Origin of the sequence: Campylobacter sp. (assembly GCF_030528245.1) — a bacterium.
GTDB lineage: Bacteria > Campylobacterota > Campylobacteria > Campylobacterales > Campylobacteraceae > Campylobacter_D.
In genome coordinates this window covers 1-14435 of the sequence record NZ_JAUMZG010000014.1, presented here as the reverse complement: position 1 = coordinate 14435, position 14435 = coordinate 1, and the positions used below count along the sequence as shown (strand labels likewise).

Genomic DNA, 14435 nt, shown 5'->3' with positions numbered 1-14435 from the left:
TTATCCGCTAGGGATCTGCTTTGAAAAATGTATCGCCGAAACGAGGCCGCGACCGCCCTCAAAAATGCCATAGGCCCTCGCTTGCTGCTCGCTTGAGGCTAGGGTGCGGATGATCTTCATAAGCGGCGGCCAAAAGGTGAGTAGGGAGGTAACCCCCCAAAGCCCGTAGATGAATAATAGGGCGTTTAGCGAGGTCAAATACAGATGCAAAAAGCCGCCCAGTCCTGTCAAAATCAGGGAGAGGATGAGGAGTCGTTTGGGGGCGAATTTATCGGCTAAAATTCCACCCAAGGTGTAAGAAAAAAGCCCCAAAAGCCCGTAAGCAGAGCCTAGAAGTCCCATTTCGAGATTGTTGAGCTGATAAAGGCTCATGTAGTCATCATAATAATACTTTCTAAAATAGGGCAATCCATAAATGATAGAGCCGCAGAAAGAAAGGAGGATGAGGAGTAAAAAATTCTTTCCAAGTTGCGTTTTTATCGCAATCTCCGCAGTGTTTTGGAGTGATTGTAGCTAAAAATTCTTTTCAGGCTTTTAAGGATTTGAGAAAATTTTGCATCTGGAGAGCGCTGATTTGATGATGATGCAAAAAGCCCCTTAAAAGCCTTGGAATTTTAGCCCTCCTGCACGCCTCCCTGAAGGCCTTTGGCATCCTCACGCAGGGCACAAAGCTAAAAACCAAGCTCCTCCCAGCCCAATGCACCACACCAAGCCTCCCAGCAAGCACGCAGTCTGCCCTAAAAGCCTCCGCCCTCTGCGGCCCACTCACGCGCAGGCCCTTCATTTTAAGAGCCCTGGCGATGAGGCTTTCGTTGCGTTTGCAAATGAGCATGCCCTGAAATTCCACAATCTGCCCATAATCCAAGCCCTCAAGGTCCTTTTGCAAATAATCAAAGCTCCGGCGCACCCCGCTGGCAAAATGACGCATGAATTCCCTCGCAAAATGCTGGCGCATGAAATTGCGCTCAAGGCGCTCATTTGCATTGCTTTCATCCTCAAAATAGAAAATTTCCCTCCGCCTTAAAAAGTCCAAAATTTCCCCCTTGTGCGCTTGGAGTAGGGGGCGGATGATGGTGTAGTTTTCGCGCTTTTGCACGGCCTCAAAGCCCATAAGCTCCAAGAGCCCAGCCCCCCTTGAAAGCTGCATCAAAAACCACTCCAAGCGATCATCAAGCTGGTGCGCCAAAAGCACATTTTCATAGCCCTCCTCAAGGCAAATTTTTTCAAAAAACGCATAGCGCACCTGCCGCGCCCTGCTTTCAAAATTTCCCCCCTCAAGCTCGGCTTTGTGCGTGAAAATTTTTTTCCCCCACCTCCGGGCTAAATTTCGCGCCTCAAGCTCCTCCAAATCGCTATTTGGCCGCCTTTTGTAATTGACAAGGGCAAGGTCAAAGGGGATATTTTTTTGCGCCAAAAGATAAAACAAAGCCGTGCTATCGCTGCCATAACTAAAAGCAAGGAGGTTTTTCCCCCCCCGCAAAAGCTTGCAAATCTTATCCTCAAGCATCGACTTTTTTTAGGGCCCTTGCGATGAGCTTTTTATCCACGGCCTGCGTGATTTCACACTCATAAATCGCGCCCGCTTTTAGCCCGCCGCAGAGGCTTTCATTGATGAGGATTTCCCCGTCGATCTCCCTATCCCAGCGCAGATCCTTCCCTCCGGCGAAAAATTCTCCCTCGCTACTTTCTCCCACGCAAAGCACCCTGCGCACTCTGCCCACTTCCTCGGTGAATTTTTTCTCCAAAAGCGCATCCACGATTTTTTCCATTTTTTTGAGGCGGGAATTAATCGTTTTGGCGGGGATTTGCTCCATTTCAAAAGCCGCCGTGTCCTCCTCCCTTGAGTAGCCAAAGATGCTCACCCTGTCAAATTCAAACCCCTCCACAAAGCTACAAAGCTCCGAAAAATCCTCCTCTCCCTCGCCCGGATGCCCCACGATGAAGCCCGTGCGCAAAAAGCTATCCGGCGCGCTACGCATGAGCCCCAGAAGCCTTAGAATTTCTGCTTTTTTACTGCCCCTTTTCATCACTTTTAGCATCCTTTCACTGATGTGCTGTAGGGGCAGGTCGAAATAATTGACAAAAATTTTAGAAGCGATGATTTTTCGCACCACAGCCTCGCTCAGGGTCGTGGGGTAGAGGTATAAAATTCTAGCTGCAGTGATGCCCCCCACCCCCTCGACCGCCTCGATGAGCCTCAAAAGCCCATCTTTTTGCCCCTGATCTAGCAAATAAGAGGAGCTATCCTGAGCGATGAAAGAAAAATCTTTGTAGCCCTTTTGGACTAAATTTTCAAGCTCAAGCACGATGTCTTCTGGCTTTCTGGATCTGAGCCGTCCCTTAAAATGCGGTATGGCGCAAAAGGCGCAGTTTTGATTGCAGCCCTCAGAAATTTTAATGAAGGCGTGGGAATTGGAGCCCGTGATGACGCGCGCAGTGTCGCTAGCCTGCAAATAGGTGGAATTTGAAAAGAGATTTTGCCGCTTGGCGATGAGGGTGTCGATCCTCTCAAAATCTCCCGTGCCCGTGAATAAATCCACCTCAGGCAGGGCCTTGATGAGCTCCTCTTTATACCTTTGCATGAGGCAGCCCGTAACCACAAGCAAAGAGCCTTTTTTCCTCTGCTCGTGCAAATTTAAAATGGCCCCGATGCTTTCTTTTTTAGCGCCCTCAATGAAGCCGCAGGTATTGACAATGAGCAGGTCCGCCTCGCAGGCCTCATCGCAGAGGGCGTAGTTTTGGAGGCGGCCGAGCATGATTTCACTGTCGACTAAATTTTTATTACAGCCTAAGGACTGCAAAAAAAGCTTTGGCATTTTGTTCCTTCACTTGAAATTTGAGGCGTGATTGTAGCAAATTGGGGGTAAAATTCTTTGTTACAATTTTGGCTTTTTAAGGATTTTCAATGGACAGTTACGAATTCAATGAGCTTTTAAAGGCGCTTAAAAATAAGGTCGAAAACATCGCCTCCATCATCAAGCCTGAGGGACTTAGGGAGAGATTGGGGGCGATCGAGACGCAGGAGCGAGAGCCGAGCTTTTGGAGCGATGCAAAAAAGGCGGCTATTTTGGGCAGGGAGAAGACGAAGATCGCCACTTTGCTTAAAAACTACGAAGAGGCTTTAAATTCCCTAAACGACGCTACTGAGCTTTTTGAGCTGGCTAAGAGTGAGAATGATGATGCGACGCTTGAGGCACTTTTTGAGGATGCGGCCGGTCTTGAAGCTAAGATCACAAGCCTTGAAATTTCCATGCTTTTAAGCGGGGAAAATGACGCAAAAAACGCCATCGTGTCCATCCATCCGGGTGCTGGCGGGACTGAGAGCAACGACTGGGCGAGCATGCTCTATAGGATGTATTTGCGTTTTTGCGAGCGGGAGGGATTTAGGGTGGAGACTCTGGACTTTCAGGAGGGTGAGGAGGCGGGGCTTAAGGATGTGAGCTTTTTGGTGCGGGGTGATAATGCCTACGGCTATCTCAAGGCAGAAAACGGCATCCATCGCCTCGTGCGAACCTCGCCCTTTGATAGCGCGGGCAGGCGACATACGAGCTTTTCGAGCGTGATGGTGAGCCCGGAGCTTGATGAGGACATCGAGGTGGAGATAGAAGAAAAGGACATCCGCATCGATTACTACCGTGCGAGTGGGGCAGGGGGGCAGCATGTCAATAAAACCGAGTCGGCCGTGAGAATCACGCATTTTCCAACGGGCATAGTCGTGCAGTGCCAAAACGACAGGAGCCAGCATAAAAACAAGGCCACCGCCTTTAAAATGCTAAAATCGCGCCTTTATGAGCTCGAACTGACGCGCCAGCGCGATAGTGCGAATTCTCATGAAAAAAGCGAGATGGGCTGGGGGCATCAAATCCGCTCCTATGTGCTTTTCCCCTATCAGCAGGTCAAGGACACGCGGAGCAATGAGGCCTTTTCTCAGGTGGAGGCCATTTTGGATGGGGACATCAAGAAGATGATCGAGGGCGTTTTGATCGCTCTAAAGGCGGAGTAAATTTTTTAACCTCCTCCGCATTCTGCGGAAAGTCCATTTCCACTTTCTGCGCAGTTTTTGATTGATTAAGCTTAGCTCTTCGCTAAAAATGGGCGTTTGAAGAGCCTCATCCCACCAAGTTTTATGAAAGCTCACGGTCAGCTTATCCTCCATGTCGTCGGGGTATTTCCAGGGCTTGATGTTGGTATTATAATGGACGATTTTCAAATTTTTTAGAGCCTTAAAATGCTCTTCTTTGGTGTAGCGGATGGTGTGATTTTCGCCATCGCCCTTGAAAATTCTATGAGGCTCGCAAGAAAAGCGGACGAAATTATACTCCAAGGGCAAGTAGAGAATTTCATCAGCGAAGAGTATGTTGAGGATGTCTTGGTCGCATAAGGTGGGCGCGTAATCGTTGAGAAAATTTAGTGCCCCGGTTTTGATGTCTGCTTCTTTGAATTTTTTCACATTGAGGAGCAAAAAGCCCGCGTTGAAGTGATGGTTTGGATTTAAAAGTATGTCCTCGTTGCTAGAATTTCTAGCTGGGATGGTGTGCTTTGGCAGGTAAAGAGAGTCCAAAACCACAGCCGCGAATTTATCCCCCAAATCCATCTCAAAGAGCTCCCTAAAATCGCCCATTGCAAGCATATCCACATCCAGATAAAGGCAGCGCTCGGCCTTGATGAAGTCCGCAATGTAAAAGCGCAAATAGGTCAGGTGATTGGCCCCGGCCTCCTCAAAGCCCCAGGCCTTGGCGCCTTTGAATTCGTTATTTTCCACGATGTGCGTGAGAATTTCACAGGGATAAATCGCGCAAAGCTCCTCCTCAAAACGGCGAAGTTTTTGGTGATTTTCTTCGGTGATGAAATCGCTGAGGATGTGGAAGGAGTATTTTTTATCGTCCTTTGTCGCTTTTTGCGTCTTTTTGACGATGCTCATCATCAAAACGGCAAGAAATTTAATGTAGTTATCATCTGCGATAAAAACGATATGAAGCATTGTCAAGTCCCTTCAATAAAAATCAATTTTCGGATTATACTATGTAAATTTCGTTTTTTTTTTTTTTTTGTAATTTATAATTTTACACTAATATAACTTTAGTCATAAAGACTAATATAATTTGAATAATTTTTTTTATATTATACTTGACACAATTACACTAAATATTATATAATCCATCCAGCTAAAGTTTAATAGCGATTGAAATTTTAACGAAGGAGGCGGCGTGAGTAAAGAAGAAGAAAGCGAAAAACAAGAGGAGCTTTTGGATGGCGAAGAAGATATCCAAGAAGAGCAAAGAGAGCAAAACGACCTGCAAGTTGCGTATGATCAACTCAAAGATCAGTATTTGAGAGCAAATGCCGAATTTGAAAACATCAAAAAAAGGCTGGAAAAAGAAAAAATTTCCGCGATGGCTTATGCCAACGAGACCTTTGCGAAGGATTTGCTCGATGTCCTTGATGCGATGGAGGCGGCCTTGAAAGTGGAGGCTAGCGATGAAGCGAGCCTGAAAATCAAAGAGGGCGTGCAAAATACTTTGGATTTGTTTCTTAAAAAGCTTGAAAAGCACGGAGTTAAGGAGATAGGCGAAGTAGGAGGGTTTGATCCGAATTTGCACGAGGCGATGTTTCATGTCGATAGCGAGGAAGCGCAGAGTGGGGACATCGTGGCGGTATTGCAGAAGGGTTACAGGCTCAATGAGAGGGTGATTAGGCCCACAAAAGTTAGTGTAGCAAAATAATAATGAAAGGATAAAAAATGGCAAAGGTTATAGGTATAGATTTAGGTACAACAAATTCCTGCGTGGCAGTGTATGAGCGCGGTGAGAGCAAGGTTATCCCCAATAAAGAGGGTAAAAATACAACCCCATCAGTGGTGGCTTTCACGGACAAGGGCGAGGTTTTGGTCGGCGATAGCGCTAAGCGTCAGGCGGTAACCAACCCTGAAAAAACGATTTACTCGATTAAGAGGATCATGGGTTTGATGATAAATGAGGATGCAGCAAAGGAAGCAAAAAGCCGCCTGCCCTATCACATCACGGAGCGTAACGGCGCGTGTGCGATTGAGATAGCGGGTAAAATTTATACCCCACAAGAAATTTCGGCTAAGGTTTTGATGAAGCTCAAAGAAGACGCGGAGGCCTTTTTGGGTGAGACTGTGGTGGATGTTGTTATCACTGTGCCGGCTTATTTTAATGACGCGCAAAGAAAGGCGACTAAGGAGGCGGGGACGATCGCGGGGCTTAATGTCCTACGCATCATCAACGAGCCTACCTCAGCGGCCCTAGCCTACGGACTGGATAAAAAAGATAGCGAGAAAATTGTCGTTTATGATTTGGGCGGGGGGACCTTTGATGTGACCGTGCTTGAGACAGGCGATAATGTCGTGGAGGTTTTGGCCACGGGGGGGAATGCCTTTTTGGGCGGGGATGACTTTGACAATAAGCTCATCGACTTTTTAGCGGATGAGTTTAAAAACGAGGCGGGTATTGATTTGAAAAACGATGTGATGGCCTTGCAGCGCCTCAAAGAAGCGGCTGAAAATGCTAAAAAAGAACTCAGCTCGGCTAATGAAACAGAGGTTAATTTGCCCTTCATCACAGCAGACGCCTCAGGCCCTAAGCACTTGGTGAAAAAAATCACAAGGGCAAAATTTGAGGGGATGATAGAGGCCTTGGTGGGTGAGACGATCGCGAAAATCAATGAGGTGGTGAGCGATGCGGGACTGAAAAAGGACGAGGTGAAAGAAATCGTCATGGTGGGCGGCTCCACCCGCGTGCCTTTGGTGCAGGATGAAGTGAAAAAGGCCTTTGGTAAGGATTTGAACAAATCGGTCAATCCCGACGAGGTCGTGGCCATCGGTGCGGCGATCCAGGGTGCGGTGATAAAGGGCGATGTGAAGGATGTGCTCCTGCTTGATGTAACGCCGCTTTCTTTGGGCATCGAAACCCTCGGCGGCGTGATGACAAAAATCATAGAAAAGGGCACGACCATACCGACCAAAAAGGAGCAAACCTTCTCCACAGCTGAGGACAATCAAAGCGCTGTGACTATCAATGTCCTGCAGGGTGAGAGGGAATTTAGCCGCGATAATAAAAGCTTGGGGAATTTCAACCTTGAGGGCATACCGCCTGCGCCGCGGGGGATGCCGCAGATTGAGGTGAGTTTTGACATCGATGCGAATGGAATTTTAACGGTTTCAGCCAAGGATAAGGCTACGGGCAAGGCGCAGGAGATTAAGATCACGGGCTCTAGTGGTTTGAGTGAGGAAGAGATAGAAAAAATGGTCAAGGATGCCGAGCTTCATAAAGAGGACGATAAAAAGCGCAAAGAGGCGGTGGAGATGAAAAATCAAGCCGAGGGCTTGGCGCATCAAGTGGAAAAATCGCTCAGTGAGCTGGGTGAAAAGGTGGCTGAAACAGACAGAGCGAACATCCAAAAGGCGCTGGACGAGCTGCGTGAGACTCTAAAAAATGAGGGGGCGAGCAAGGAGGAGATCGAGGCAAAGATGAAGGCTTTGAGCGAGGTTTCGCACAAGCTAGCCGAGACGATGTATAAAAAAGACGCGGACAACTCGGCAAACAAGAAAAAAGACGATGATGTGATCGATGCGGAAGTGGAGTAGGGTAGGGGGGATGGGACCCTCCTGCCTTTAAATTTGACTTAAGCTTGTGTTTGCTCATCGTGCTGCTCTTGGGCGAAAGAGCGTGAATTGACCCTGCGTTTTTGAAGCGCTGGGGAATTTGAGGCGGGAAAAATTTAAAAGCTGGAATTTCAAGGCGGGGAATTTTCAAGGCGGGAACGAGTGGGACGAATTCAAGGCGAGAAATTTTTCAAGCTGGAAATTTAAGGCTGAGAATTCAAAACGGGAAATTTAAAGCGGGGCGCGGGTGCCCCGGTGGGGAGAGTCAAATTTTGTAATTTTCAATAAAATTTTTGAGCCTCTCAAGTCCTCTGAGGATGCTTTCCTCGCTTGTCGCATAAGACAATCTAAAATAGCCATCCATGCCAAAGCTCACGCCCGGCACCACAGCGACCTTTTTATCCTCCAAAAGCTCTTTGCAAAATTTCATGGAATCGCTTTGGATTTTAGAAATATTCACAAAAAGATAAAAGGCCCCTTCGGGTTTGTAGACGCTGATTTTTGGAATTTGATTTAAAATTTCTAAGGCCTTGTCGCGGCGATTTTGAAAGGCCGATCGCATGGCTTCAATATCCGCATCGCACGCGCCGAGTAGGGCAGGGATGGCGGCGTGTTGGGTGATGGAGCAGATGTTTGAGGTGCTTTGTCCTTGGAGCTTTTTCACCGCAGAAATCAAGGCCTTATTTTTGCTCGCCATGTAGCCAAAACGCCATCCCGGCATGGCTCCGCATTTACTTAGGCCGTTGATCGTTACCGTCCTTTGCAGGGCATCCTCGCTCACGCTCGCAAAGGCGTGAAAGGCCACGCCATCGTAGCGAATTTTTTCATACATTTCATCGCTCAAAACGATGACTTTTGTGCCTTGCAAAACCTGAGACAAAGCCTTGAGTTCGTCTTTGGAATAAATGCAGCCTGCTGGGTTTGATGGGGAATTTAAGATGAGAATTTTCGTCTTATCGCTGAGAGAATTTTCTAATTCTCTGGGCGTCATTTTAAAGCCATTTTCCTCCTTTGTTTTCACAAACACGGGCCTGCCTCCGGCATATTTTACCATCTCAGGGTAGCTCACCCAGTATGGAGCGGGGATGATGGCCTCCTCATCTGCGTCGATGAGGCACTCAATGCACTGGAAAAATGAGTGCTTTGCTCCGACATTTGTGATGATTTCGCTCGTTTTGTAGACAAGCTTATTGTCCCTTTCAAGCTTGATTTTAATGGCGTCTAAGAGCTCTTTAATGCCGGCAATTGGGGTGTACTGGGCGCAACCTTTTTGTATCGCAAAAATGGCGGCATCTTTTAGGGCTTGTGGGGTGTCAAAGTCCGGCTCACCTGCCGAAAAGCTGATCACATCCTCGCCTTTGGCCTTTAGTTCATTAGCCAATGCTGTGATGGCCAGAGTGATGGATTCTCCTAGGACCTGAGATTTTTTGCTTAACACTTTTTGCATCCTTGAAAAAATTTTGGACATTGTAGCAAAAAATATGGAGTGGTTTTGTAAAGATGAAAAATAATGAGTGGCAAAAATATCACAAAAAGTCTCCCACCAATAATGAAAAATTTATTATCATAATAATATATAAAATGATAATAATAAAAAATAAAATAATATTAATTTTAAAAAATTTAATCTCAATATGAATCAATATTTAAAATCAAAGCATTCATTTTTTTACAAAATATTTTTTGTAAATTTTTATGGATAAATGGATCGCTTGCAAAAATTTAAATGAGTTAATCACTGGAAATATAGTATTTTAAAAATTTAAATCATTTTGAAAATTCATTTTAAAATTAAAATATGAAAATTGTAGTTTTCAATACAAAATTATAACTTCAAAATAATTTTACCTTTTATCATAAAATAATATGTTTATATTAAGTTTTATTTAAATTATTTTATAGATTATTTTATAAAAACAAAAATATCGCCCCACGCCCCACTTAGCGTTAATTTTCCTTAAACAACAAATACTAAAATAACCCGCCAGCGTCATTGCTATAAACTTTTCTTAAGGAAAACATTCGCTATGAAATACCCCCTAGATTGCGAGGAAAGCTTTGAAAAATCCCTCCTATTCTGGATCATCAAATTCGTCCGCTTCAAACTAAGCTCCCTCTCCAACAAAGAGCTCAAAAGCTCAGCCGCTCTAGCACAGGTGAGCCAAGCCCTCAGCCAGCCCATCCCCCACATCGACGCCCTAGACGCCCTCGTTAAAAAGGCCAGAAACGCAGGACTCAACGGCGTTAGCACCTATTTCAACCCCCTCAAAAAGCTTTTCGATTCGTTATGCCTTTACAAGCTCTACTCCCTCAAGCAAATCGACGAATCCTTAATTATAGAACTTCTAGCCAGCATCACGGGCGGCTTGTCCGATGCTAGCAAAAAAAACCACCGCATCGCCATCATCAACTTTTTCGCCTATCTTGACAAGCAAAACGAAGAGGACGGCAAGGCTCATGTCTTTGACATCAGCCTCAAAAATTGGGCAGGTGTCGTGGGCGCTAAAGGCGTCAAGCTCCCAGAATTTATGAGCGAGGAAGAGCTTAAAAAATTCCTAGACGCGGTTGAAAATACCGACTTCAAAGCCAACACCATCCGCAACCGACTCATCATCAAAATCATCATCTTCACGGGCATCCGCGTGAGCGAGGCCATCCACATCCGCCTCAAGGATATCAGCGAGGAGGGCGATCTTTATGTCATCAGGATTCGCGCCAAGGGCAACAAATACCGCATCGTGATGATCAAAAGGCCACTCATCGAGGATCTCCTCAAAAACGTCATCATCAACTACCTCAGCGAGGACGCCCTACTCTTTGTGAATAAAAAAGGCGCCCCCCTCACCCAAGCCTACATCAGCCGCGTCGTCGAGCAGCTTCTTTTCAGGGCAGGCATTCGCAAGCAAAAAAATGGCGCCCACATGCTCCGCCACACCTTCGCCACCCTACTCTACAAAAAGCAAAAGGACCTCATCCTCGTCCAAGAGGCCCTAGGCCACGCCAGCCTTGACACCTCACGCGTCTACACGCATTTTGAAAGCAGCAAACTCAAGCTCGCCGCCCAAATCGCTCAGGAGCTTAGCGAAGGTGAAAAATAAATTCTGCGTTTTTGGAGATTTTTACTACTACGATGCACGCTTTTGCCTCAAGGCTCGCAATCAAAAAGAAAGCAAAAAGGCCCTAAATTTCATCGAAAAACACAAAAAAAAATATTTTTTCGTGGGCTTTTTGCAGTATGAATTTCACCGCTATTTTGAAGACAAATCCTACAAAAGCAAAGAGCCTTACCTTTTTTTCTACGGCTTTGAAAAAAGAAAAAAATTTCGCCCCCAAGCCCACAAAGATGATTTTTTGCTCCACTTCAGCCAGAATTTAGATTTCAAAGCCTACGCCCGAAATTTCAAGCGCGTCAAAAGGGCCCTCGCCCGAGGACAAAGCTACCAGCTCAATCTCACCCAAGAGGCGCGCTTCACCACCCACCTTGAGCCACTCACGCTTTTTAGCGCCCTACTCTCACGCCAAGACACCCCCTTCAAGGCCTACATCCCCACCCCCTTTTTGACCCTGCTATCCTTCTCTCCTGAGCTTTTTTTTGAGATCAAAAAGGACCTCATCATCACAAGGCCCATGAAAGGCACCGCAGCACGGGATGAGGACCCGGTCAAAGACGCGCAAAATAAGGCCTTCCTCCAAAAAGACGCAAAAAATTTAAGCGAAAATGTGATGATAGTGGATTTACTCCGCAACGACCTGGCCAAACTCATCCGCAAAAACAGCCTCCAAGCTGAGCTTTTTGAGATTCAATCCTACCCCACCCTCCACCAAATGAGCTCCACCATCAAGGGCAGGCTCAAAAAACGCACCCCACTTTTCTCCATTTTCCGCGCCATCTTTCCCTGCGGCTCCATCACGGGCGCGCCCAAAATTGAAACGATGAAGCTCATCAAAGAGCTAGAAAAACGCGATCGTGGCCCCTACTGCGGCGCCGTAGGGCTCATCCACGGGGACGGGGCAAAATTTAGCGTCGCCATCCGCACGGCCATCTTGAAAAAGGGCACGTATCGCTACGGCGTAGGCAGCGGCGTGGTTTGGGAGAGTCAAATGCGTGAGGAATTTGAAGAGCTCAGGCTCAAGATGCGAATTTTAGAGCAGGATTTTTATCTTTTTGAGACCATGCTTTTGAGGGAGGGGCGGATTTTGTTTTTCAAAGAGCATTTAGAAAGGATGCTAAAATCAGCTCAAATTCTAGGCTTTGATGGGGAAAAACTCCAAAAAGATCACGCCGATGCGCTTGGAAATGAAACGGATTTGTCCCCCTTCAAAAAGAGCGATTTTTACTCCATTAACGCGCAAATTTTCTCCCCACAAAGTCCGCTTTTTTATCCTTTCAAAAAGGACGGCACGGGCATTTTGCGCCTGAAGCTTTTTAAAAACGGGGCCTATGCGTTTGAAAATTTAGCCCTCAAAGAGAGCCAAAGCGAGGCCTTGTGGCTTTCCAAAACGCGTCTTAGTTCAAAAAATCCATCGCTTCGCCACAAAAGCTCCCTGCGGCAAATTTATGAGGAAAGCGCCTTTTTGTGGCGGGAAAATTCATGCTACGACCTTGCCTTTTTGAACGAAAAAAACGAGCTTTGCGAGGCAAGCAGGAGCAACCTCGTCCTCAAAATCAAAGGGAGATTTTTCACCCCGACCCTGAAAAGCGGACTTTTGGATGGCATTTATAGAAATTTTTTACTCAGGCTTGGGCTGGTGGAGGAAAGGCGCCTTTTTGAGGCGGACTTATACGCGGCCCGCGAGCTTTACTGTGTCAATTCCGTGCGCGGGATGCGGAGGGTGTTTTGTGAAAAAAATTCTACTCATTGATAATTATGACAGCTTCACTCACACGCTGGTTTTTTATTTTAAGGAGCTTGGCTTTGCGGTGCGGGTGGTGAAAAATGACGCCTTCAAAAACGCTAAGGCTTTGGAAAATTGGGACTTTTCTCACCTCATCATCTCGCCCGGCCCCAACGCCCCAAGCGAGTCAAAACTAAGCCTTAAGGCCATCAGGCATTTCAAAAAAAGCAAAAAAATTCTGGGCATTTGTCTGGGGCATCAAGCTATCGCGCAAGTGTTTGGCGGCACGGTTGAGAGACTGCCTGCGCCGCGCCACGCTAAAGTCAGTCCCGTTTTTTTCAAAAAAGATAAAATTTTCAAGGGTCTAAAAAACGGCTTTGAGGCCTGCCTCTACCACTCACTTCATGTCAAAAACTGCCCCAAAAGCCTTAAAATTCTAGCTCACGACAAGAACGGGGTGGTGATGGCCCTGCGTCATAAAAAATACCCCATTTACGGGCTGCAGTTTCATCCTGAGGCGATTTTGAGCGAGGGGGGGAAGAAAATTTTGAGCAATTTTATGAAGGGATGAATTTCAGCCGCTGGGAGAAATTCGTAAAATGCATCGCAAATTCAAACGCACGCAAGGCTAAAAATATATAATTTTTCTTTTTTTAAAGGAAGCTTATGGCCTACTTGGAAATCGAAGAAACGAGCCATTTGGAAGGCAGCGTGCCCATCAGTGGAGCGAAAAATGCCGCCCTGCCCCTGATCGTGGCGAGCATTTTGGCAAAAAATGAGGTGAAAATTTCTAATGTGCCTGAGGTTGCGGACATCAAAACCCTCATTTTGCTTTTGCAGAATTTGGGCGCTAAGGCCTTTTTGAAGGACAATGTCGCCTTTTTGGACACGCGCACGCTCAGTCAAACAACGGCAAAATACGACATCGTCCGCAAAATGCGAGCCTCCGTCCTCACTTTAGGTCCCCTCATCGCACGCTTTGGAAATTGCGAGGTGAGCCTACCCGGAGGATGCGCCATAGGGCAAAGGCCCATCGATTTGCATCTTTTGGCTCTGGAAAAAATGGGCGCGAAAATCCAAATCAAGCAAGGCTATGTGGTCGCTAATGGGCGTTTGCGAGGCGCTGAAATCATCTTTGATAAAGTTACCGTTACGGGCAGTGAAAACATCATCATGGCGGCGGCCCTGGCTGGGGGCAAAACGCGACTCATCAATGTGGCAAAGGAGCCTGAGGTGGTGCAGCTTTGCGAGGTTTTGAGGGATGCGGGGCTTGAAATTTCTGGGATTGGGAGCGATGAGCTTGAAATTTTTGGCACGGACGGAGAGCTTTTGACACTCAAGGAATTTAGCGTCATCCCCGATAGGATAGAGGCTGGGACCTATTTGTGCGCGGGGGCGATCGTCAATTCTAAAATTTCACTCAAAGGAGCAAATCCTGCTCATCTTAGTGCGATTTTGTCAAAACTCAAGCAAATGGGCTTTGGAATTTCAAGCGAGGGGGACAGCCTTACCCTACTCCCTGCGGACGAAATTCGCCCTGTGGAAATTTTGACGAGTGAGTATCCGGGCTTTCCCACCGACATGCAGGCGCAATTTATGGCTCTGGCTCTGCGGGCAAGGGGGGTGAGCATCATTGACGAGCGGCTTTTTGAAAATCGCTTCATGCACGTGAGTGAGCTTTTGCGTATGGGCGCTGAAATCAAGCTAAACGGGCACATTGCGACCATAGTCGGTGGGCGCGAGCTCAACGCTGCGGATGTGATGGCGACTGATTTGAGGGCGTCTTCGGCTTTGATTTTGGCCGCACTCATCGCAAAAGGCACGAGCAGGGTGCATAGAATTTATCATTTGGATAGGGGTTATGAGAATTTAGAGGGCAAATTGAAGGCCTTGGGGGCGAAGATTTTGAGGCTTGAGTGAATAAACCTGAAAGAAAAAATGCGAGAGGATCAAGCAAAAAGCGCAGATGGCAAAG

13 protein-coding genes are annotated in these 14435 nt (G+C 46.8%); 8 read left to right on the top strand and 5 right to left on the bottom strand.

Annotated elements, in window-relative coordinates; translation table 11 throughout:
* The 3 genes from Q4A73_RS03850 to rimO form a co-directional block, all read right to left on the bottom strand.
* Positions 1–408, bottom strand: a complete 408-nt coding sequence (locus tag Q4A73_RS03850) for an MFS transporter (protein WP_303206122.1) — start codon at positions 406–408, stop codon at positions 1–3.
* A 118-nt stretch (positions 409–526) separates the two neighbouring features.
* Complete coding sequence (gene tilS / locus Q4A73_RS03845; protein ID WP_303206121.1) at positions 527–1507, bottom strand: tRNA lysidine(34) synthetase TilS; 981 nt, start codon at positions 1505–1507, stop codon at positions 527–529.
* The gene (gene rimO / locus Q4A73_RS03840; RefSeq protein ID WP_303206120.1) at positions 1500–2816 is read right to left on the bottom strand and encodes a 30S ribosomal protein S12 methylthiotransferase RimO; all 1317 of its coding nucleotides are present in this window, start codon (positions 2814–2816) and stop codon (positions 1500–1502) included. The genes tilS and rimO overlap by 8 nt, the downstream gene beginning before the upstream one ends.
* A gap of 89 nt (positions 2817–2905) precedes the next feature.
* On the opposite strand from rimO, the gene prfB reads away from it, so the two are divergent.
* Positions 2906–4003 (top strand): peptide chain release factor 2, encoded by a 1098-nt coding sequence (gene prfB, locus Q4A73_RS03835; protein ID WP_303206119.1) that lies wholly within the window; start codon positions 2906–2908, stop codon positions 4001–4003.
* Here the strand turns inward: prfB and Q4A73_RS03830 are convergent.
* A complete protein-coding gene (locus tag Q4A73_RS03830; RefSeq protein WP_303206118.1) occupies positions 3989–4981 on the bottom strand; it encodes a glycosyltransferase family 8 protein in 993 nt (330 codons plus the stop codon). The two genes, prfB and Q4A73_RS03830, sit on opposite strands and share 15 nt — an antisense overlap.
* A gap of 226 nt (positions 4982–5207) precedes the next feature.
* Here Q4A73_RS03830 and grpE point away from each other — a divergent pair, with 226 nt between their 5' ends.
* The 3 genes from grpE (at position 5208) to Q4A73_RS03815 (ending at position 7859) form a co-directional block, all read left to right on the top strand.
* The gene (gene grpE, locus Q4A73_RS03825; protein WP_303206117.1) at positions 5208–5723 is read left to right on the top strand and encodes a nucleotide exchange factor GrpE; all 516 of its coding nucleotides are present in this window, start codon (positions 5208–5210) and stop codon (positions 5721–5723) included.
* A gap of 17 nt (positions 5724–5740) precedes the next feature.
* Positions 5741–7606 (top strand): molecular chaperone DnaK, encoded by a 1866-nt coding sequence (gene dnaK, locus Q4A73_RS03820; protein ID WP_303206116.1) that lies wholly within the window; start codon positions 5741–5743, stop codon positions 7604–7606.
* Positions 7607–7724: 118 nt separating this feature from the next.
* Positions 7725–7859 (top strand): hypothetical protein, encoded by a 135-nt coding sequence (locus Q4A73_RS03815; protein WP_303206115.1) that lies wholly within the window; start codon positions 7725–7727, stop codon positions 7857–7859.
* A 30-nt stretch (positions 7860–7889) separates the two neighbouring features.
* Here Q4A73_RS03815 and Q4A73_RS03810 read toward each other — a convergent pair whose 3' ends face one another.
* Positions 7890–9062, bottom strand: coding sequence for a pyridoxal phosphate-dependent aminotransferase (locus Q4A73_RS03810; RefSeq protein ID WP_303206114.1), 1173 nt, complete (start codon positions 9060–9062; stop codon positions 7890–7892).
* A gap of 589 nt (positions 9063–9651) precedes the next feature.
* On the opposite strand from Q4A73_RS03810, the gene Q4A73_RS03805 reads away from it, so the two are divergent.
* The 4 genes from Q4A73_RS03805 (at position 9652) to murA (ending at position 14380) form a co-directional block, all read left to right on the top strand.
* A complete protein-coding gene (locus tag Q4A73_RS03805; RefSeq protein WP_303206113.1) occupies positions 9652–10722 on the top strand; it encodes a tyrosine-type recombinase/integrase in 1071 nt (356 codons plus the stop codon).
* Entirely contained in the window at positions 10712–12487 is a 1776-nt protein-coding gene (locus Q4A73_RS03800; protein WP_303206112.1) for a bifunctional anthranilate synthase component I family protein/class IV aminotransferase, read from the top strand. The genes Q4A73_RS03805 and Q4A73_RS03800 overlap by 11 nt, the downstream gene beginning before the upstream one ends.
* Complete coding sequence (locus tag Q4A73_RS03795; RefSeq protein ID WP_303206111.1) at positions 12465–13031, top strand: aminodeoxychorismate/anthranilate synthase component II; 567 nt, start codon at positions 12465–12467, stop codon at positions 13029–13031. The genes Q4A73_RS03800 and Q4A73_RS03795 overlap by 23 nt, the downstream gene beginning before the upstream one ends.
* A 95-nt stretch (positions 13032–13126) precedes the next feature.
* Complete coding sequence (gene murA / locus Q4A73_RS03790; protein WP_303206110.1) at positions 13127–14380, top strand: UDP-N-acetylglucosamine 1-carboxyvinyltransferase; 1254 nt, start codon at positions 13127–13129, stop codon at positions 14378–14380.
* Positions 14381–14435: the final 55 nt, after the last annotated feature.

Bases quoted from the DNA above. Each gene is read 5' to 3' on its own strand.
- tilS (WP_303206121.1), bottom strand. From the start codon at position 1,507: ATGCTTGAGGATAAGATTTGCAAGCTTTTGCGGGGGGGGAAAAACCTC.
- rimO (WP_303206120.1), bottom strand. From the start codon at position 2,816: ATGCCAAAGCTTTTTTTGCAGTCCTTAGGCTGTAATAAAAATTTAGTC.
- prfB (WP_303206119.1), top strand. From the start codon at position 2,906: ATGGACAGTTACGAATTCAATGAGCTTTTAAAGGCGCTTAAAAATAAG.
- Q4A73_RS03830 (WP_303206118.1), bottom strand. From the start codon at position 4,981: ATGCTTCATATCGTTTTTATCGCAGATGATAACTACATTAAATTTCTT.
- dnaK (WP_303206116.1), top strand. From the start codon at position 5,741: ATGGCAAAGGTTATAGGTATAGATTTAGGTACAACAAATTCCTGCGTG.
- Q4A73_RS03805 (WP_303206113.1), top strand. From the start codon at position 9,652: ATGAAATACCCCCTAGATTGCGAGGAAAGCTTTGAAAAATCCCTCCTA.
- murA (WP_303206110.1), top strand. From the start codon at position 13,127: ATGGCCTACTTGGAAATCGAAGAAACGAGCCATTTGGAAGGCAGCGTG.